Source organism: Sulfuricaulis sp., from assembly GCF_049587675.1.
In the GTDB taxonomy this organism is placed as follows: domain Bacteria; phylum Pseudomonadota; class Gammaproteobacteria; order Acidiferrobacterales; family Sulfurifustaceae; genus Sulfuricaulis.
The window spans coordinates 19,607-37,675 of record NZ_JBAVEJ010000088.1 but is presented as its reverse complement, the minus strand read 5'-3'; the positions used below and the strand labels follow the sequence as shown (position 1 = coordinate 37,675).

The following is an 18,069-nucleotide window of genomic DNA, read 5'->3' as shown; positions in this document are numbered from 1 at the left end:
GGTAACCCAGGGTGCAGGGGCGGAGCCACCCGCAATAAGCTGTTGAGATCGCGCGCAAGGCGCGCGATACCATTCAAGGCCTGGGTCCCCGCCTTCGCGGGGACGACGCCTGGATTCCCCGCCTCCGCGGGCATGACAACAAATACAGGAATGACGTCAGAGGTGTGTATGCCCCAGCGCCGCGACCAACAATCTCAATGCCTGCCCCCGATGACTCAATTTATTTTTTACTTCCGGCGGCAGCTCGGCCGAGGAACAGTTATGCGTCGGCACGAAGAAAATCGGATCGTAGCCGAAGCCATTCGCGCCGCGCGGTTCGAGCAATAGACGTCCTTCCCACGTACCCTGGCAGATGATGGGCGTGGGATCGAACTCGTGGCGCAGGTAAACCATCAGGCACTGGAAACGCGCAGTGCGTTCGGCTTCCGGGATGCCGACGAGATCGTCGAGCAGCTTGCGCAGGTTCTGTTCGTCGCTCGCGTTCTTGCCGGCGTAGCGCGCGGAATAGATGCCGGGCGCGCCGTTGAGATAATCCACCTCGATGCCGGAATCGTCGGCGATCGCGGGCAAGCCGGTGTGGCGCGTGGCGTTGCGCGCTTTCAGCAGCGCGTTTTCGACGAAAGTCAGGCCGGTTTCTTCCGCATCCATAACCTTGAAGTCGGATTGCGGAACCACGGAAAGATGCAGGCCCGCGAGCATCTGGTTGATCTCGCGTACCTTGCCGGGGTTGCTCGATGCTAGAACAATGTGTTTGGTCATTGTGAAGCAGAAAATTTCACAGGATTAAAAAAAGATTAAAACTGATGAAGCTCTGAATATTCGACGTAGGGTGTGTCCCACGCACCATTTTTTTGTCGATCGGTGCGCAGAGCTTGCAGCCCGGGGTGCAACAAAACCCGTTGCACCCGTTCGGCGGCGCCAATGTCCACTGGACATTGGCGAAAACTCCGCCTTACCCTACATTTTTAAATTAATCAGTGGTTCTCTTAGATTCCCAAAGCTTTTTTCTGGTGGTCGATGAGGTTGCGGATGCCGGCTTGCGCGAGCTTGGTCATCGCCAGCATTTCCTCGAGACTGAAAGTCTGGGATTCGGCGGTGCCCTGGATTTCGATGAAGCCGCCGGCGTCGTCCATCACGAAGTTCATGTCGGTCCCGGCGTTGGAGTCCTCGGCGTAGTCGAGGTCCAGCACCGCTTCGCGACCGAAGATGCCGGTGGACACCGAAGCTACCAGGTGTTGCAGCGGATTCGCATCGAGCAGCTTGCGCGCACGCAGATGGTTGATGGCGTCCACCAGCGCCACGCAGCCGCCGGTGATGGACGCGGTGCGCGTGCCGCCGTCGGCCTGGATCACGTCGCAGTCCACGGTGAAGGTGCGCTCGCCCAGTTGCTTCATGTTCACGGCCGAGCGCAGCGCGCGCCCGATCAGGCGCTGGATTTCCATGGTGCGTCCGCCCTGCTTGCCCGAGGCCGCCTCGCGGTGCATGCGGCTGCCGGTGGAACGAGGCAGCATGCCGTATTCCGCCGTGACCCAGCCCTGGCCCTTGCCCTTGAGGAAGTTCGGCACTTTTTCGTCGACGCTGACGTTGCAGATCACGCGCGTTTCACCGAACTCGATCAGCACCGAGCCTTCGGCGTGTTTGGTGTAGTTCCGGGTGATCCGGATGTCGCGTAATTGATCGGGACGGCGTCCGCTGGGTCGCATAGATTCTCGGCTTTGGGAGTAAAAAGACCGGCGGAGTTTAGCAGGTTCAGCCCTTGGGCTCGAACTTCTTGAGGAAGTCCTCGATCTCCTGGATGCGGCTTTCGAGCGGTTTGTTCTTGTCATCCGCGGTTTCTTCGGAAGCCACCGTGGATTTTCTCGGCGGCATTTTGGCAACATGGGGAAGATGATGCCTGGCTTCTTCGCGCAGCATCGCCTCGTTGATATTCGCCACGGCGTTGCCTTGCAGCGGCGGGTTTTTGGTGATCGCATCCTCCCAGCGCAGGCACACGGCGCTGACGTTGTCGCAGGCCTGCTGTTTTTTCTTTTGCGCCGCTAACAGCATTTCCTCCACCGCCTCATCAAGCGCCTTGGCCTTGAGGTAGTGCGCGATCTCCTCGGGCGCGAGCGCTTCCCACAGGCCGTCGGTGCAGGCGAGCAGCATATCGCCGGGTTGCAGCAAGGTCTCTTCGCCCATGCTGATCGTGGGCGTGATGGCGGCGCCGAGGCAGTTGAGCAGGTGGCTTTTCTGCGGATGGTCGAGCATTTCCTTCTCGGTGAGCAGCCCGCCCTGGTGCAGTTCCTCGATGGTCGTGTGATCCTGCGTGCGCAGCAGGAAACGATTCTGGCGGAACAGGTACAGGCGGCTGTCGCCGACATGCGCCCAGTAGGCATAACCGTTCTGCACCAGGCAGGCGACACAGGTGGTGCGTGGCTCGATCGGCGGCTGGCTGTCCTGGCCGCGCGTGATAATCGCATGATGCGCCTGGAGGATGCCGAGCGCGAGGAACACCGAGGGGCGCTGCACGACCGGATGACGCAGCGTCTGGAAGGTATGCAATAGCGTTTGTACCAGGATCTCCGCCGCCACCTCGCCGCCGCGATGTCCGCCGAGGCCATCGGCCACGGCCATGATCACGGCGTTGTCGCGTTCGGCGTAGCCCACCCGGTCTTCGTTGACGCGCCGCGCGCCGCGCAGGCTGAATTGCGTGATCTGGTATTTCATGGCGTCATTTACGTCCGCGCCAGAACTTCGGGGTCAGGCGATCGAGAAAGGATTCCGGCGGCGGTTCCGGCGTTTCGGCCGGTTCCTTGTTGAGGAAATCGAGCAGGTCATCCACTTTCTGCGGACGCTGGATCTGGTCCATCTGCAGGCACCAGTCCACGGCTTCGAGCAGCGGGCGCGAATAGCGCCCGGCAAACTGGCGTACCGCCGGCTTGTAAGTGTCCCTTTCGGCGCGCTTGAGCGCCGGTGGCGGCGCCTTGCCGCACATGCACGCCCACATGGTGGCGCCGAAGGCGTAAAGATCGGTCCATGGACCGATATGTCCGCGCGTGTGCTGCTCGTACGGCGCGAAGCCGCGCGTCAGCGTATGCGGACCGCGGCTGCGTTCGTTCACGGACTGCGATTGCGCCGCGCCGAAATCGAGCAGCAACGGCGACCCGCCCGGTCGCAGATAGACATTAGCCGGCTTGATGTCGAGATGCAGCAGGCGATGGTTGTGCAGCTCGCGCAGTCCGACGAGCAGTTGCGGGAAGACGGTGCGGATGAATTTTTCGCTCATGCGGCCGTCGTGGCGTTTGATGTACCAGCGCAGGTCCTTGCCTTGTTCGTAGTTCATCACCATGTAAACGGTGTTGTTATCGCGGAAGAAGTCGATCACGCGCACGATGTTCGGATGGTTGATCTTGGAGAGCGCGCTGGCCTCGTCGAGAAAGCGTTTCAAGCCGGTGTTGAAGGTCGTGGCCGTGTCGACCGAGAGGCTCTCGACGTTTTCGCCGTCGCGCCGCGTGGCCTGTTCGCCGGGGATGTATTCCTTGATCACCACCAGCTGTTTCGTCCGGGTGTCGCGCGCCAGATAGACAATACTGAAGCCGCCACCGCCAAGGATCTTGGAGATGCGGTACTGGTGCAGCAGGTAGCCAGAGGGTAGGGCTTCGGTGCTTGTCATGAAATCCGGTTCGGTGTTGACCGGCGGGCTTGGCCCGCGCTCGGTGTTTCCAACTCTGATTATATATGGCCGGAACCGCGGGTCGGGGAAATTGGACTGCCGCGGTCCGGATTTGCTCCCGGCAAACCCGCGGTTTACCATCCGCGCTGCCATGAACCCCGCCAAATCTCCATCCCCGACCGCCAGCATGACCGCCTTCGCCCGCCGTGAGGCCGCGACGCCGTGGGGTGCACTGACCTGGGAGCTGCGTTCCGTCAACCACCGCTATCTCGAGATCGCGCTGCGCCTGCCGGAAGAGCTGCGAGTGCTCGAACCGCGTGTGCGCGAGCTGATCAATGCGCGTCTGGCACGCGGCAAGGTGGACGGCACCCTGCGCTTCCAGGCGGGCGAGGCGGCGGCGGGCGCGATCGAGCTCAACGAGGACCAGGTGCAGCGGCTGCTGGTTTCCGCCGGCCACCTGCGTGGACTTTACACCGACCTTTCGCCGCTGCGCGCCATCGATATCCTGCGCTGGCCGGGCGTGCTCAAGGTTCCGCCTCTGGATGTCGACAGCCTGGGCGCCGCGGCGCTCGAAGCACTCGCGGCCGCGCTCGACGAACTGGCCGCCACGCGCACCCGCGAGGGCGCGCGCCTGCAGGAATTCATGTTGCAGCGCTTGCAGGCCATGGAGCAGCTGGTGGTCAAGGCGAAGGAACTGATTCCGGAGGCGGTGCGGATATTTCGCGAACGTCTGGAGACGCGTCTGAAAGAAATCAAGCAACAGCTCGACCCCGCGCGCCTCGAGCAGGAGATCGTCCTGTTCGCGCAGAAGTCCGACGTAACCGAAGAAATCGACCGGCTCACGGCGCACTTCGCCGAAATCCGCCGCGTGTTTGGCCAGGCCGGTCCCGCCGGTCGGCGCCTCGATTTCCTGATGCAGGAACTCAACCGCGAGGCCAACACGCTGTCGTCCAAGTCCACCGACACGCGCCTGACCAATGTCGCCGTGGAACTCAAGGTGCTGATCGAGCAGATGCGCGAGCAGGTCCAGAATATCGAGTAACTATAAATTTCACAGAATTAACAGGATTCATTTTATAAATACAAATTTATCTTTAATTCTGTGAATCCTGACCAATCCCGTTAATCCTGTCTATTTTTTGTGATGAATAAGGGAAGACTTTTTATTTTCTCCGCCGCCTCCGGCACCGGCAAGACCAGCCTCGCCAAGGCGCTGGTCGAGCGCCTGCCGGATCTGGCGTTCTCTGTGTCGCACACGACGCGCGCGCCGCGTCCGGGCGAGCAGCATGGGGTGCATTATTATTTCGTGAATCAGCAACAGTTCGACGAGATGGTGGCGGCCGACCGGTTTCTGGAACATGCCAATGTCTTCGGCAATTCCTACGGCACATCGCGCGCCGCGACCGAGAATCTGTTGCGCCAGGGCAAGAACATCATTCTCGATATCGACTGGCAGGGCGCGCGCGCCATCAAGGAAAAGATGCCGGAGTCGGTCAGTGTTTTCATCCTGCCGCCGTCGCGCGTGGTGCTGGAGGAACGTCTGACCAACCGCGGCCAGGACACGCCGGAAGTGATAGCCCGGCGCATGCGCGAAGCGGTGTCGGAAATGAGCCACTATCAGGAATTCGACCACATGGTGGTCAACGATGATTTCGAGACTGCCCTGAAGGACTTGCAGGCCATCATTCGCGGAGACGGTACCCCCCGGCCGGTCCAGGTCGATATCCAGGCACTGCTTGCCGGGGCCTAGGGAAGCTCAGATTTAAGTCATTCCGTTCGCCCTTAGCTGGTCGAAGCGTGTCCTGAGCCAGCCGAAGGGGGTGAGCGGCAAACACTGTAATTACAGGACCGCCATCTGTTCATGGTTCGAGGGCCTGTCCTGAGCTAAATCGAAGGGCTCACCCGAGCGAACTTAATCAGAGGTTCCCTGGCTGGAAAAACCCGCCGCATATCAGTAAGATGCATTGAGCTGCATGTCCCTGACCGCCCGGTCCGCTGGCTCGGGCGCGAGCTTTATATAGTATTAAACCCTGCGGCACCGCCGCGTTTCCTGTCAGATGACCGAGGTATAGGTATGGCCCGTATTACTGTAGAAGATTGCCTGGATAATGTTGATAACCGTTTTCAGCTCGTGCTGGTGGCCACGCGTCGTGCGCGCCAGTTGCTCAATGGCGCGGAAGCCTGCGTCGAGCGCGAAAACGACAAGCCCACAGTGCTCGCCCTGCGCGAGATCGCCGGCGGTTTCGTGACCAATGCCATCCTGGACGAGGAAGCGCCGCAAGCCGGACTTGAGGCCGATGAAGACACAACCGACCAAAACCAAACCGGCGGGATCGACGTTGCCCCCGCCGCCGGCAAAGAGGGCGGAACCGAAGCCTGAGTCGGTGCCGTCCGCCGTTGCGGCGACGCCGTCACCCGGCCAGCGGTTTCAGATCAGCGACCTGTGCGCGGTTCTCGAAACCTACCTGGATCCGAAGGACGTCGCTGACGTCTATCGCGCCTACCTGTTCGGCGCCGAGGCCCATGAAGGGCAGATCCGCGTCAGCGGCGAGCCTTACATCTACCACCCCATCGAAGTCGCCCGCATCCTCGCGGGCATGCATCTCGACGCCAAGAGCATCACCGCCGCGATCCTGCACGATGTAATCGAGGACACGCCCACGGTAAAGGAACGCATCGCCGAGGAGTTCGGCGAGGACATCGCCGCGCTGGTGGACGGCGTTTCCAAGATCACCCGCATCGAATTCCAGTCGCAGGAGGAGGCGCAGGCGGAGAACTTCCGCAAGATGCTGCTGGCCATGGCGAGCGACATCCGCGTCATTCTCATCAAGCTCGCCGACCGACTGCACAACATGCGCACCATCAGCGCGTTGAATCCCGACCGCCGCCGCGCGATCGCACGCGAAACCATCGACATCTACGCGCCCATCGCCAACCGTCTCGGCGTGCGCCAGTGGGCGATGGAGCTGGGCGATCTGGCCTTTGCCGCGATGCACCCGATGCGCCATCGCATTATCGCCGAGGCGGTGCGCAAGCGTCTTGGCAACCGCAAGGCGATTGTCGAAAAGATCCGCACCGCCATTCTCAACCAGCTGGAACGCGAAGGCCTGCCTGCGGAGGTCGTCGGTCGTGAGAAGACCCTCTACAGTATCTACGCCAAGATGGAGCAGAAGCACCTGTCGTTCGACCAGGTCTACGATATCTATGGTTTTCGCGTCGTCGTGGACAAGGCGGACAACTGTTATCGCGCGCTCGGCATGATTCACAATCTGTACAAGCCGATCCCCGGCCGGTTCAAGGATTACATCGCCATTCCCAAGGCCAACGGCTACCAGTCGCTGCACACGGTGGTGTTCGGTCCCTTCGGGGTTTCCATCGAGGTGCAGATCCGCACGAGCGAGATGAATCGCGTGGCCGAGGCCGGCGTGGCCTCGCACTGGCTGTACAAAAGCGGCGATACAGCCGCCGACCCGATGCAGCAGCGCGCCTTGCAGTGGCTCAAGGACCTGCTGGAAACCCAGCAAAAAGCGGGGAACCCGAGCGAATTTCTCGAGCACCTCAAGGTTGACCTGTTTCCGGACGAGGTGTACGTGTTCACGCCGAACGGCGAGATCAAGAAACTGCCGCGCGAGGCCACGGTCATCGACTTCGCCTACGACGTGCACACCGACGTCGGTAACCGCTGCATCGGCGCCAAGGTCAATCATCAACTGGTGCCCTTGCGCACCACCCTCCGCAACGGCGATCACGTCGAGATTATCACCGCGGAATGGAGCCATCCCAATCCCGCCTGGCTCACTTACGTTGTCACCAGCAAGGCGCGTGCGCATATCCGCAGTTTCCTCAAAAACCAGAAGTTGAACGAATCGGCCAAGCTCGGCGGGCGGCTGCTGGAGCAGGCGCTCAAGGATCTCGGCACCGATCCGTCACAACTGACCGAGAAAAGCCGTCAATCCTTGCTGAAATCCCTCAAGCTCCTCAACTGGGACCAGTTGCTTGGCGAAATCGGACTCGGCAACCGGCTGGCAGCGGTGGTGGCGCGTCAACTCGTGCCGGAGGCGCCCAAGGTCGAAACCGGGGAGGAGCATCGTTTCTTCGGACTGTTCAAGCGCCGGCCGGCGCGCGACAAGGCGCCGACGCTCGCCATCCGCGGCACCGAGGGCGTGGTGGTGACCTATGCACGCTGCTGCCGGCCGATACCGGGCGATCCGATTCTCGGTTTTCTGTCCGCGGGGCGCGGGATCGTGGTGCACACCGAGGATTGTCCGAACGTGGCCAAGTTCCGCAAGCACCCGGAACAGTGGATCGACGTGCAGTGGGAAAAGGACATTCAGACCGTGTTCCCGGTGAGCATCCGGGTCGAGGTCAAGAACCAGCGCGGCGTGCTCGCGGCGATCGCCGCGGCCATCGCCGAGCAGGGCGCTAACATCGACACCGTCACGTTCGACGATCGTGACGGCCAGTACACCACCATGGACTTCACGCTCGAAGCGCGCGGCCGCGGGCATCTGGCTCAGATCATGCGTCGCATCCGGGCGATCGAATCGGTGGTGCGGATCAACCGCAAGAAAGGTTAATTCACAGGATTAACAGGATTCAAAAAAATTATAAATGCAGCGCATTCCATGTTGGTATCACTGAATAATCCTGTTAATCATGCCTATTTATTATTTTGGAATTTAACGATGAAGAAAGATGTGATCAAAACCAACAAAGCACCGCAGGCCATCGGCCCTTATTCCCAGGCCGTCAGGGCCGGTGATACCGTTTATCTCGCCGGTCAGATTCCGCTGATTCCGGAAACCATGACGCTGGAGAGCGGCGACATGCGCGCGCAAATCCAGCGCGTATTTGAAAACCTGGGCGCGGTGGCCAAGGCTTCCGGCGGCAGCCTACAGGACGTGGTGAAGCTCAACGTGTTTCTCATCGATCTGGCGTATTTTCCGCTGGTGAACGAAGTGATGGCGCAGTATTTTCGCGAACCCTATCCGGCGCGCGCGGCGGTCGGCGTTGCCGCGCTGCCCAAGGGCGCGGCGGTGGAAATGGATGCTATTATGGTTCTGGAAAAAAAACCTTCACCGCAAAGACGCAAAGGACGCAAAGAAAAGCGTTTGAGAGTTAAAACCAAAAAATCTTCTTAACAAAACAAATTCCGATCTGGTTATTCTGCTTTCTAATCAAATTTAAACCTTTGCGCTCTTTGCGTCTTTGCGGTGAGTTTTGGTATTTATGGATATTGCCTCACTGCCGGTGACCAGTCTCAAGGGAGTCGGACCCAAGCTCGCGGAAAAGCTTAAACGCCTCGGCCTGTACACCGTGCAGGACGTTCTGTTCCATCTTCCCCTGCGTTACCAGGACCGCACGCGCGTTCTGCCCATGGGAGGCCTGCGGCCCGGGATGGAGGCCGTGGTCGAGGGCGAGATCGAGCTGGCGGACGTGGTGTTCCGCGGCCGGCGCAGCCTGATCTGCCGCGTGAGCGATGGCACCGGCCATCTGCATTTGCGGTTTTTTTATTTCACTGCCGCGCAACAGGCGAACCTCACGCGCGGCCGCCGTCTGCGCCTGTTCGGCGAGGTTCGCTTTGGTCCCGCGGGTCTCGAGATGATTCATCCCGAGTACGAATTCACCGATGGCGCACAGCACGCCAAGGTGGAGGAAAACCTGACGCCAGTATATCCGGCCACCACCGGTGTGCATCAACTGAGCCTGCGCAAACTCGCGCGCCAGGCGCTGGAAAAATATCTCGAAAAAATCGAGGAACGGCTGCCGCCCGCCGTATTGCAGGAGCTGCGTCTGCCCACACTGACCGAGGCGCTGGCGCTGGTGCATCAGCCGCCGCCGCACACGTCGGTGGAGTTGTTGGCGCAGGGTAAACATCCGGCGGTCACGCGCCTCGCCTTCGAAGAACTGCTGGCGCATCACCTGAGCCTGAAGCGTCTGCGCGCGCAAGTGCAGACGGAAAGCGCGCCCGCCATGAGCGGGGAAGGCAAGCTGATGCAGCAGTTGCTCGCGCGTCTGCCATTTCAGCTCACGCACGCACAACAGCGGGTGCTGGATGAAATCCTGGCCGATCTGAGCAAGTCGTATCCGATGCAGCGTCTCGTGCAGGGCGACGTCGGCTCGGGCAAGACCATCGTCGCCGCCTGCGCGAGTCTGGGCGTCATCGAAAGCGGCTTGCAAGTGGCGGTGATGGCGCCGACCGAGCTGCTCGCCGATCAGCACCTGCGAAATTTTTCCGCCTGGCTCGAGCCGCTCGGTGTTGTCGTGACCGGTCTCTCTGGCAAGCTCAACGGCCGTGCGCGCCAGGACGCGCTCGAAAAAATCGGATCGGGCCAGACCGACATTGCCGTCGGCACCCAGGCGCTGTTTCAGGAAGACGTTGAATTTGCCGACCTGGGACTCATCATCGTCGATGAGCAGCACCGCTTCGGCGTGCATCAGCGCCTCGCGCTGCGCGAGAAGGGGCGCGTGGGCTCGCGCCGTCCGCACCAGCTGATCATGACGGCCACCCCGATTCCGCGCACCCTGGCCCAGAGCCTCTATGCGGATCTCGACGTGTCGGTGATCGACGAGCTGCCGCCGGGACGCAAACCGGTCGAGACCGTGGCGCTGCCGGCCGTGCGCCGCGCCGATGTCGTCAGCCGCATCCACGATGCCTGCACCGCCGGCCGCCAGGCCTACTGGGTTTGCCCGCTGATCGAGGAGTCGGAGACACTCGAACTGGAAACCGCAACCGATACCGCGCAGGCGCTGCACGAAGCGCTGCCTGAACTCAAGGTGGCGCTGATCCACGGGCGCATGAAGCCGCCGGAAAAGGAAAAAATCATGGCCGCGTTCAAGCGCGGCGAGATCAACTTGCTGGTCGCCACCACCGTCATCGAAGTGGGCGTGGATGTGCCCAACGCCTCACTCATGATCATAGAAAATGCCGAGCGGTTGGGGCTGTCGCAATTGCATCAACTGCGCGGCCGCATCGGCCGCGGCCAGGTCGAAAGCCACTGCGTACTGCTGTATCAAGCGCCGCTGTCGGAGATGGCGCGGGCGCGGCTCGCGGCGGTGCGCGAGACCAGCGACGGGTTCGAGATCGCGCGGCGCGACCTGGAGATGCGCGGCCCGGGAGAGGTGCTGGGCACGCGCCAGGCCGGCATGCCGCAATTTCACATCGCCGATCTGCTGCGAGATCATGCCTTGCTTCCGCGCGTGCAGCAGTTGGCGGACCTGCTCCTCAAGGAGCATCCCGAGAGCGTGGACCCCATCGTGCGGCGCTGGCTCAGTGGTGCCGAAACCTACGGCAACGTCTGAACATCCGGAACGCTAGAATTCGCGCGCCAGCATCACCGTCAGGAAATCCTCTCCTGTGTTCGGCCCCTCAGCAAGCCGGCGCCCAGAAAAATAGCCGACTTGAGCCATGCGCGCGGGATAGACGCCGAAATGTTCACTTATTTCTCCGCAAAATGATTGTTGTTCTTAAATTGCGCGTGGCGTGGCACAGTCTCTTCTCTATAAGATTTCCCAAAGGAAGGTGGGATGTTACAGCCTCCTGTTTCCGCTGACCGGATAGGCCGTTTCTGCTACGATTCGGCACCCATAAATCATTGATAACATTGCATGGCAATTGTGAGCCCGGTGTCGCCACGATGCACGGAGCCGCTGTGGCGACCGGTCCGGCGGCTCAACCGCGCCGGGATCCCGGAAAAATACCTGCCGTGGCTGCTGGATCCGGCCTCGCTCACCGAGCGCCTGATCGGTCATTGCCACCAGCACTTTCATGTCCAATTGCTCGACCAGCGGCGTGCGCGTCCGCTGTGCAGCGAAGCGCGCGCGGTCGGCATGCGGCACGGTACGCGTGCCGTGGTTCGCCAAGTGCAGCTGATGTGTGGCGATTCGCCGTGGGTCTACGCGCGCACGATCATTCCACCGCCGACGCTGGCGCGCAAATTCCACCGCTTCGCCCGTCTCGGCACGCGTTCCCTCGGGGCGGTGCTGTTCGCCGACCCGTCGATGCAGCGCAGCGAGGTGGAAGTCACCTGTCTTACGCCCGCCGATTTAGTCTACGGCCTGGCGGCGCGCCATCTGCGCGCCAAACCTGAGGTGATCTGGGGTCGGCGTTCGCTGTTCCGGCTCGGCGGCAAGCCACTGCTGGTGTGCGAGTTTTTTCTGCCGGACATTCCTGAATTCATGGAATGATGTTCGTGGAACGGCTCAAGGACTATGCGCGGCTGATGCGCCTGCACCGGCCGATCGGTATCCTGCTGCTACTCTGGCCGACATTGTGGGCGTTATGGATCGCCGCACACGGCCAGCCCGATCTGCACGTGCTTGCCGTGTTCGTGCTGGGCGTGGTGCTGATGCGCTCTGCCGGTTGCGTCATCAACGACTACGCCGACCGCGATTTCGACCCGCACGTGGAACGCACGCGCGACCGGCCGATCGCCGCCGGACGCGTGAGTCCACGCGAGGCGCTAGCGCTGTTTGTGGTGCTGTGTTTCATCGCCTTCGCGCTGGTGCTCACGCTCAATCGCCTGACTATCCTGCTTTCCTTCGCCGGCGCGTTTCTCGCCGCGTCCTATCCGTTCGTCAAGCGTTTCACGCACCTGCCGCAGTTTTATCTCGGGGCGGCATTTGGCTGGGGTATCCCCATGGTGTTTGCCGCCCAAACCGGCGGTATTCCGCCCGTAGGCTGGATACTGTTTGCTGCCAACGTGTGCTGGGCGGTGGCTTATGATACGGCCTACGCCATGGTGGACCGGGACGACGATCAAAAGGTCGGAGTGAAATCCACCGCCATCCTGTTCGGCCGCCACGACCGCGCGATGGTATTGCTTTTCCATGTTCTCACGCTGTCGCTGCTGGCGTACTCGGGCGCGCTCGCTGGCCTGGGTTTGCGGTATTATGCCGGCCTGGCGGCAGCATTCGGGTTCGCGCTGTATCAGCAAAAGCTGATGCACGAACGCACGCGTGACGGCTGCTTTCGCGCTTTTCTGAACAACAATTGGTTCGGCGCCGCGGTGTTCACCGGGCTGGTGCTGCATTATCTGTGGGAGACAATGGCATGAAACTGTATGGGTCGCTGACTTCGCCCTACGTGCGCAAGGTCCGCATCCTGATCCGGGAAAAGAATCTCGCCTGCGAGTTTGTCGTGGCCGATGCCTGGGCTGCGGACAGCCCGATTCCTGCGCTCAATCCGCTCGGCAAGGTACCGGCGCTGGTGCTCGACAATGGCGATGTTCTTTTTGATTCTCCGGTGATCGTCGAATATCTCGATTCGCTCAAGACGCCGGCGCTGCTCCCCGTCTCGGGCGTGGCGCGCTGGGAGACGCTGCGCTGGCAGGCCCTGGCCGACGGCATGCTGGACGCCACCGTGAGCCGCCTGCTTGAATTGCGGCGGCCCGCTGAACAACAGTCGGCCGAAAACGTCCGGCGTCAGGAAGACAAAATCGCGCGCTCGATTGAATACACCGAGCAGCGCCTGAGCCGGGAGTCGTGGCTCATGGAGAATCGTTTCACCCTGGCCGACCTGGTCATGGCGGTGGCGCTCGAATACATCGACTTCCGTTACCCGCATAACTGGCGCGGCCGCCATGCGCGGTTGGCGCAGTGGCTCGCCGGCGTGAGCGCACGCCCGTCGCTGATCGAAACCCGGCCACCCGGCATGGAAAAGAAATAGGAATCAGAACGGAATTCCTGACATGACCCTGGGCGTTCTTCTCATTGCGCTGCTCGTTATCCTGATCGGTGCGGAAACCTTCACCAATGCCCTCGAGCACCTGGGAGAGCGGCTTAAAATCTCCGAAGGCGTGACCGGCTCCATATTCGCGGCGGTGGGCACGGCCCTTCCCGAGACCATGGTGCCGATCGTGGCGATCCTTTCCACCGCGAGCACCCAGGAGGTGCGCGAGGAGGTGAGCGTGGGCGCGATCCTGGGAGCGCCGTTGATGCTGTCCACTCTCACGCTGTTCCTGATGACGGTCTTCGCCGTACACAAGCGCGGCTGGCAGGACGAGTTCCATCCCGAGCGCTCCGGACTGACGCGCGACCTGCAGTGGTTTCTGCTGGCTTTCGCCATGAGTGCGGCCGCGATATTCGTCCCGCATCAAGCGACCTGGATGCGTGCATTGATCGCGCTATCGCTGGTGCTTGTCTACTTCATCTACCTCATGCTCACCATCCGCGCCTCGGCCAGCCTGGTTGCTGACGGACATGCCACCAAGGCGGGGGAGCCGCTGTTCCTGGTGCGGCTGATGGGGCGCATCAACGTGCCGGAAAACCTGTTTACGGTGCTGGTGCAGCTGGGGATGGGATTGGCGCTGATCGTGTTTGGTGCGCATGGTTTCGTGCAGGGCGTGGAGCAGTTGTCCGCCTGGCTCGGCATCTCGGCACTGGCGCTGGCGCTGCTGATCGTGCCGGTCGCCACCGAATTGCCCGAGAAGATCAACAGCATTATCTGGATCCGCAAACGCAAGGACACGCTCGCCTTCGGCAACATTACCGGCGCCATGGTGTTCCAGGGCTCGCTCCTGCCCGCGCTCGGGATTCTGCTGACGCCCTGGGAGCCGCGCCGGGAGGTGATGGCGGGGCTGGCCCTGACCATCGTCGCCAGCGCCTATTTGTTATTCATGTTGCGCCGCGGGAAACTTCGCCCCAAGCATCTTTTATTCAACGGATTTTGTTATCTCGCTTATCTGATCACCGTGCTGATATAGCCACCGGATTCCGTGGCGCTGGACGCCATCCTCGTGCTGGTCGGCGGGCAATGGCCTAGAATAGGCCGCCTGGATTTTGAGGTTGGAACGGCGGTAATTATGGCGGAAAAAGACACAACCCCGGCGCGTTACGCGGTGATGGGCAATCCCGTCGCCCACAGCAAGTCGCCGGTGATACACAAGCAGTTTGCGCACCAGTTCGGTCATAACATCGAATACACCGCCTTGTGGGTCGATACCGACGGTTTTGTCGAGGCGGTCGAGCAGTTTCGCGCCGAGGGCGGCAAGGGGCTCAACATCACCGTGCCGTTCAAACTCGAGGCGTATCGGCTCGCGGACAATCTGAGCGATCGCGCGAAGCTCTCAGGCGCGGTCAACACGATCCGTTTCGAGCCCGACGGAAAAATATTCGGCGACAACACCGACGGCACCGGCCTGGTGCATGACCTGACGAAGAACCTGAACATTCTCCTGCGAAGCAAAAAAATTCTGGTGCTGGGCGCGGGCGGCGCCGCCCGCGGCGCGCTCGGGCCGCTGCTCAAGCAGAATCCCGCCGTGCTCGTCATCGCCAACCGCACGGTTTCCAAGGCGAAGGAACTTGCCAAGACCTTCGCGCATATCGGCAAGGTCGAGGCCGTTGGCTACGACGATCTTGTCGGCAAGCGCTTCGATGTCGTGATCAATGGCACGAGCGCAAGTTTGAAAGGCGAGGTGCCGCCGCTGCCGGTGAACCTGTTCACCTCCGGGGCGGTCGCCTACGACATGATGTACGGTGACAAGCCCACGCCGTTCCTGGAGTGGGCTATGCTGCACGGCGCCGCAACCGCCGCCGACGGCCTCGGGATGCTGGTGGAGCAGGCAGCGGAATCGTATCTGCTCTGGCGTGGCGTGCGGCCGGAGACGAAACACGTGATTGCCGCCATGCGGAAGGGGGGTTAATTTTTTGGCGGCATGAATTTCTTGATTCTCTGTGGCGGGTTGTCATTCAACCGGCCCGGGATCCAAGTCATCAGCGGCCGCCATCATGAACTATCGTGCCGGGTCAATAATTGTCACTAACACGCGCGAGAGCACCGGGCACCATGTCGGTGTCGCACCCACCGGTGATATCCATTTTGCGCAATACGTGGTAAACCGCGCCCTGTGTCACACCCAGACGCTGGGCGATCAGGGAATTCGATAAGCCCTGGCGTTTGAGTTTGATGACTTTCTCGGGATCAAGTTTGCGGAACGGTCTCGACATGTCTCCCCCTGGTTCAGGCAATGAGTGAAATTCGCCATACATGTTCAGCTTGATTCGTACTTCACGTCCGTCCGCTGTTACGGTTTTTATCAAGCTGATTCGAAACGTCCGCGTGCCGGTGCGGTTTCGTCGGCAGATAGCGGCCCGGGAAAAGCACTTCCAGCGGAATGCCGGTGATATCGGAAACGCGTTTTTCGACGCGGGCGCTGATGTATTTGCGCGTCAGCACCTGTTGCACGGATTGCGGTCCGAACAGACCCAGTTCTTCGGCCACCCGGGTAAGGGTATAGCCCTTTTTGGCAAGCGCGTATTTCATATCCAGGTAATCCATTCTTGTTCTTCCCTGTGTTAGGATTTAGCTGAAGTTATTCAGCATTACATTTTCATGTCCTTGTCAAGAAAGCATGGTGCAAAAAATTACACCTGTCAATACAGGTAGTGTAAAAAGTTCATCACCGGGACGACTGAGGGAAGAGCGCACCCGACTCGGCCTGAGCCAGACGGCACTGGCTGAATCGCTGGGAGTGACCAAATGGACGGTGATCAACTACGAGAGACCGGGCGGCCGCGGCACGCCGATTCCGGCGGACCTGCTTTCCGCCTGCGCCCGGCTGGGCATGGACGTGCAGTACATCCTCACCGGCGTGGCTTCGACCAATCTGAACCGCGTGGCGGAAGAGGCCGGGGCTTACCGGGTGGAGCGGAAGGGACCTGCCGCGCTGTCGAAGGAAGAGCAAAAACTGCTGGAAAAATACCGCCGTCTCAAGCCGCAACAGCGCAGTCACGCGCAGGCGATCGTATCCACCCTGGTTTCGACGGAGGGGGGGGCGGGGAAAAGAAAACCGGCGCGGCGGAAACCGCGCGCAAAACGCTGAGACGGAAGGGCGGCCTCGCTTACTTCAGGTAATCGTTTTTCAGGTTCACGTAATGCCCGGCCGAGTATTCGAACCAGGCCTTTTCTTCCGCGGTCAGCTCGCGCACCCGCTTCGCCGGGCGGCCCATCCACAGATAACCGCCTTCGAGTTCCTTGCCTTCCGTGACCAGGCTGCCGGCGCCGAGGAAGGCACCGGCGCGCAGGATCGCGCCGTCGAGGATGGCGGAACCCATGCCGATGAGGCAACGTGACTCGACGGTGCAGCCGTGAATGATGCACTGATGGCCGATGGTGACATCGTCGCCGACGATCACCGCCCAGCCGCCCGGCACGCCCTCGTAATCATGCGTGCCGTGGAGAATGCTGCCGTCCTGGATGTTGGTGCGCGCGCCGATGCGGATGTAATTCACGTCGCCGCGCACCGAGCACATGGGCCAGATAGACGTGTCCTCGCCGACGACGACATCGCCGATAACGGTTGCCGCCTCGTCGACGTAAACCCGGGGCCCGATTGTGGGCAGGATGTTCTTGTAGGGACGGATGGCCATGGCCGCGATTATAGAAAAAAACCGGCGCGCTACGCCATCCACGACAGCGGCGGTTCGTCCAGCGCCGCGGCCTGCTGCTTGAGCGCGAGCACCTGCTCCTCCCAGTATCGTCGCGTGTTGAACCAGGGAAAGTTGCGCGGGAACGCGGGATCGTCCCAGCGCTCGGCCAGCCAAGCCATGTAGCGCAACATCCGCAGCGTGCGCAGCGGCTCCACCAGGCGCAGTTCGGCGGGATTGAATTCCATGAACTCGCCGTAGCCGGACAGCACGTCGGCCAGTTGGATTTGCATTTCCTCGCGCTCGCCGGAGAGCAGCATCCACAAATCCTGAACCGCCGGGCCCGTAAGGCAGTCGTCGAAATCCACCAGATGCGGGCCAGTGTCGGTCCAAAGAATGTTGCCGAGGTGGCAGTCGCCATGTAGCCGTATCCACGCGGCATCGTCGGCGGCGCGAAACGCGGCTTCGATGGGCGGGAATAGATAAGTCGTGATGGCGAAGAACGACTCGCGCAATTCCTCCGGGACGATATCGTGCTCTTTCAGATAGCGCACCGACTGGTGGCCGAATTCTTCGATGCCGAGGCGCGCCCGGTGACGGAACGGCTCGGCCGCGCCCAGCCGGTGCAGTCGGCCGAGATAGCGTCCGAGCAGGGCACGGTCCTCGCGCGAGTTCAATTCCGGCGCGCGTCCCGGCTGCCACGGAAAGACGGCAAAACGAAAACCGCCGTGATGATTGAGCGTCGCGCCATCGCGGCGCGCCAGCGGCGCCACGGCGGGGATTTCGTGTTCGGCCAGCTGCTGCGCGAAGATATGTTCTTCGAGGATGGTGGCCTCGTCCCAGCGGCCGGGTCGGTAGAACTTGGCCACGTACGGCGCGCCGTCCTCGGTATCCACACGGTAGACACGGTTTTCGTAGCTGTTGAGCGCGAGCAGCCCCCCGGTACAGCGCATGCCATAGGTTTCCACGGCCTCAAGGATGATCTCGGGCGTCAGCGCGTCGTAGGGGTGGGATGCAGAGTGGGGGGCGGTCATCAGGTCGGCACGTTATAA

The 18,069-nt window shown here is 61.4% G+C and carries 20 protein-coding genes; 12 read left to right on the top strand and 8 right to left on the bottom strand.

The annotated features are described in order from the left end of the window. Nucleotides 1–156 precede the first annotated feature (156 nt). From rdgB to WB402_RS04690, 4 genes are all read right to left on the bottom strand, one after another. Nucleotides 157–759, bottom strand: a complete 603-nt coding sequence (gene rdgB / locus WB402_RS04705; RefSeq protein WP_424205762.1) for an RdgB/HAM1 family non-canonical purine NTP pyrophosphatase — start codon at nucleotides 757–759, stop codon at nucleotides 157–159. A gap of 227 nt (nucleotides 760–986) precedes the next feature. Next, nucleotides 987–1,703 carry a ribonuclease PH gene (gene rph, locus WB402_RS04700; RefSeq protein ID WP_424205761.1) on the bottom strand — a complete coding sequence of 239 codons (717 nt, stop codon included), beginning with the start codon at nucleotides 1,701–1,703 and terminating at the stop codon, nucleotides 987–989. A gap of 46 nt (nucleotides 1,704–1,749) precedes the next feature. Beyond that, entirely contained in the window at nucleotides 1,750–2,706 is a 957-nt protein-coding gene (locus WB402_RS04695; protein ID WP_424205760.1) for a PP2C family protein-serine/threonine phosphatase, read from the bottom strand. Between the two features lie 4 nt (nucleotides 2,707–2,710). Next, a complete protein-coding gene (locus WB402_RS04690; protein ID WP_424205759.1) occupies nucleotides 2,711–3,652 on the bottom strand; it encodes a serine/threonine protein kinase in 942 nt (313 codons plus the stop codon). On the opposite strand from WB402_RS04690, the gene WB402_RS04685 reads away from it, so the two are divergent. The 11 genes from WB402_RS04685 to aroE all read left to right on the top strand — a co-directional run bounded on the left by WB402_RS04685 (nucleotide 3,651) and on the right by aroE (nucleotide 15,294). Next, nucleotides 3,651–4,694 (top strand): YicC/YloC family endoribonuclease, encoded by a 1,044-nt coding sequence (locus WB402_RS04685; protein WP_424205758.1) that lies wholly within the window; start codon nucleotides 3,651–3,653, stop codon nucleotides 4,692–4,694. The two genes, WB402_RS04690 and WB402_RS04685, sit on opposite strands and share 2 nt — an antisense overlap. A gap of 102 nt (nucleotides 4,695–4,796) precedes the next feature. Then, a complete protein-coding gene (gmk, locus tag WB402_RS04680; RefSeq protein WP_424205757.1) occupies nucleotides 4,797–5,402 on the top strand; it encodes a guanylate kinase in 606 nt (201 codons plus the stop codon). Between the two features lie 324 nt (nucleotides 5,403–5,726). Next, on the top strand, nucleotides 5,727–6,032 hold the full coding sequence (gene rpoZ, locus WB402_RS04675; RefSeq protein WP_424205756.1) for a DNA-directed RNA polymerase subunit omega: 306 nt from the start codon (nucleotides 5,727–5,729) through the stop codon (nucleotides 6,030–6,032). 4 nt (nucleotides 6,033–6,036) lie between these two features. After that, on the top strand, nucleotides 6,037–8,229 hold the full coding sequence (locus WB402_RS04670) for a RelA/SpoT family protein (RefSeq protein ID WP_424205755.1): 2,193 nt from the start codon (nucleotides 6,037–6,039) through the stop codon (nucleotides 8,227–8,229). 108 nt (nucleotides 8,230–8,337) lie between these two features. After that, on the top strand, nucleotides 8,338–8,793 hold the full coding sequence (locus WB402_RS04665) for a RidA family protein (protein ID WP_424205764.1): 456 nt from the start codon (nucleotides 8,338–8,340) through the stop codon (nucleotides 8,791–8,793). Between the two features lie 88 nt (nucleotides 8,794–8,881). Then, nucleotides 8,882–10,954 carry an ATP-dependent DNA helicase RecG gene (gene recG, locus WB402_RS04660; RefSeq protein ID WP_424205754.1) on the top strand — a complete coding sequence of 691 codons (2,073 nt, stop codon included), beginning with the start codon at nucleotides 8,882–8,884 and terminating at the stop codon, nucleotides 10,952–10,954. A 306-nt stretch (nucleotides 10,955–11,260) separates the two neighbouring features. Next, nucleotides 11,261–11,839, top strand: a complete 579-nt coding sequence (locus WB402_RS04655; RefSeq protein WP_424205753.1) for a chorismate--pyruvate lyase family protein — start codon at nucleotides 11,261–11,263, stop codon at nucleotides 11,837–11,839. Beyond that, nucleotides 11,839–12,708, top strand: coding sequence for a 4-hydroxybenzoate octaprenyltransferase (gene ubiA, locus WB402_RS04650; protein ID WP_424205763.1), 870 nt, complete (start codon nucleotides 11,839–11,841; stop codon nucleotides 12,706–12,708). The genes WB402_RS04655 and ubiA overlap by 1 nt, the downstream gene beginning before the upstream one ends. Continuing rightward, nucleotides 12,705–13,319 carry a glutathione S-transferase N-terminal domain-containing protein gene (locus WB402_RS04645; protein ID WP_424205752.1) on the top strand — a complete coding sequence of 205 codons (615 nt, stop codon included), beginning with the start codon at nucleotides 12,705–12,707 and terminating at the stop codon, nucleotides 13,317–13,319. The genes ubiA and WB402_RS04645 overlap by 4 nt, the downstream gene beginning before the upstream one ends. Before the next feature lie 22 nt (nucleotides 13,320–13,341). Then, nucleotides 13,342–14,355: a sodium:calcium antiporter gene (locus WB402_RS04640; RefSeq protein WP_424205751.1), complete on the top strand. Its 1,014-nt coding sequence runs from the start codon at nucleotides 13,342–13,344 to the stop codon at nucleotides 14,353–14,355. A 99-nt stretch (nucleotides 14,356–14,454) separates the two neighbouring features. Continuing rightward, nucleotides 14,455–15,294 (top strand): shikimate dehydrogenase, encoded by an 840-nt coding sequence (gene aroE / locus WB402_RS04635; RefSeq protein WP_424205750.1) that lies wholly within the window; start codon nucleotides 14,455–14,457, stop codon nucleotides 15,292–15,294. A gap of 103 nt (nucleotides 15,295–15,397) precedes the next feature. Here the strand turns inward: aroE and WB402_RS04630 are convergent, their stop codons facing one another. Next, on the bottom strand, nucleotides 15,398–15,598 hold the full coding sequence (locus WB402_RS04630) for a hypothetical protein (protein ID WP_424205749.1): 201 nt from the start codon (nucleotides 15,596–15,598) through the stop codon (nucleotides 15,398–15,400). 61 nt (nucleotides 15,599–15,659) lie between these two features. Then, nucleotides 15,660–15,929, bottom strand: a complete 270-nt coding sequence (locus WB402_RS04625) for a helix-turn-helix domain-containing protein (RefSeq protein WP_424205748.1) — start codon at nucleotides 15,927–15,929, stop codon at nucleotides 15,660–15,662. 73 nt (nucleotides 15,930–16,002) lie between these two features. Here WB402_RS04625 and WB402_RS04620 point away from each other — a divergent pair, with 73 nt between their 5' ends. After that, entirely contained in the window at nucleotides 16,003–16,473 is a 471-nt protein-coding gene (locus WB402_RS04620; protein WP_424205747.1) for a helix-turn-helix transcriptional regulator, read from the top strand. Nucleotides 16,474–16,492: 19 nt separating this feature from the next. Here the strand turns inward: WB402_RS04620 and WB402_RS04615 are convergent, their stop codons facing one another. Continuing rightward, the gene (locus WB402_RS04615; protein ID WP_424205746.1) at nucleotides 16,493–17,020 is read right to left on the bottom strand and encodes a gamma carbonic anhydrase family protein; all 528 of its coding nucleotides are present in this window, start codon (nucleotides 17,018–17,020) and stop codon (nucleotides 16,493–16,495) included. Nucleotides 17,021–17,049: 29 nt separating this feature from the next. Further along, nucleotides 17,050–18,051: a serine/threonine protein kinase gene (locus WB402_RS04610; RefSeq protein WP_424205745.1), complete on the bottom strand. Its 1,002-nt coding sequence runs from the start codon at nucleotides 18,049–18,051 to the stop codon at nucleotides 17,050–17,052. Nucleotides 18,052–18,069 lie beyond the last annotated feature (18 nt).

What these genes read in the sequence shown, in the direction of transcription:
- rdgB (WP_424205762.1), bottom strand. Translation starts at nt 759, where the DNA reads ATGACCAAACACATTGTTCTAGCATCGAGCAACCCCGGCAAGGTACGC.
- rph (WP_424205761.1), bottom strand. Translation starts at nt 1,703, where the DNA reads ATGCGACCCAGCGGACGCCGTCCCGATCAATTACGCGACATCCGGATC.
- WB402_RS04695 (WP_424205760.1), bottom strand. Translation starts at nt 2,706, where the DNA reads ATGAAATACCAGATCACGCAATTCAGCCTGCGCGGCGCGCGGCGCGTC.
- WB402_RS04685 (WP_424205758.1), top strand. Translation starts at nt 3,651, where the DNA reads ATGAAATCCGGTTCGGTGTTGACCGGCGGGCTTGGCCCGCGCTCGGTG.
- WB402_RS04690 (WP_424205759.1), bottom strand. Translation starts at nt 3,652, where the DNA reads ATGACAAGCACCGAAGCCCTACCCTCTGGCTACCTGCTGCACCAGTAC.
- gmk (WP_424205757.1), top strand. Translation starts at nt 4,797, where the DNA reads ATGAATAAGGGAAGACTTTTTATTTTCTCCGCCGCCTCCGGCACCGGC.
- rpoZ (WP_424205756.1), top strand. Translation starts at nt 5,727, where the DNA reads ATGGCCCGTATTACTGTAGAAGATTGCCTGGATAATGTTGATAACCGT.
- WB402_RS04665 (WP_424205764.1), top strand. Translation starts at nt 8,338, where the DNA reads ATGAAGAAAGATGTGATCAAAACCAACAAAGCACCGCAGGCCATCGGC.
- recG (WP_424205754.1), top strand. Translation starts at nt 8,882, where the DNA reads ATGGATATTGCCTCACTGCCGGTGACCAGTCTCAAGGGAGTCGGACCC.
- WB402_RS04655 (WP_424205753.1), top strand. Translation starts at nt 11,261, where the DNA reads ATGGCAATTGTGAGCCCGGTGTCGCCACGATGCACGGAGCCGCTGTGG.
- ubiA (WP_424205763.1), top strand. Translation starts at nt 11,839, where the DNA reads ATGTTCGTGGAACGGCTCAAGGACTATGCGCGGCTGATGCGCCTGCAC.
- WB402_RS04645 (WP_424205752.1), top strand. Translation starts at nt 12,705, where the DNA reads ATGAAACTGTATGGGTCGCTGACTTCGCCCTACGTGCGCAAGGTCCGC.
- WB402_RS04640 (WP_424205751.1), top strand. Translation starts at nt 13,342, where the DNA reads ATGACCCTGGGCGTTCTTCTCATTGCGCTGCTCGTTATCCTGATCGGT.
- aroE (WP_424205750.1), top strand. Translation starts at nt 14,455, where the DNA reads ATGGCGGAAAAAGACACAACCCCGGCGCGTTACGCGGTGATGGGCAAT.
- WB402_RS04630 (WP_424205749.1), bottom strand. Translation starts at nt 15,598, where the DNA reads ATGTCGAGACCGTTCCGCAAACTTGATCCCGAGAAAGTCATCAAACTC.
- WB402_RS04625 (WP_424205748.1), bottom strand. Translation starts at nt 15,929, where the DNA reads ATGGATTACCTGGATATGAAATACGCGCTTGCCAAAAAGGGCTATACC.
- WB402_RS04620 (WP_424205747.1), top strand. Translation starts at nt 16,003, where the DNA reads ATGGTGCAAAAAATTACACCTGTCAATACAGGTAGTGTAAAAAGTTCA.
- WB402_RS04615 (WP_424205746.1), bottom strand. Translation starts at nt 17,020, where the DNA reads ATGGCCATCCGTCCCTACAAGAACATCCTGCCCACAATCGGGCCCCGG.
- WB402_RS04610 (WP_424205745.1), bottom strand. Translation starts at nt 18,051, where the DNA reads ATGACCGCCCCCCACTCTGCATCCCACCCCTACGACGCGCTGACGCCC.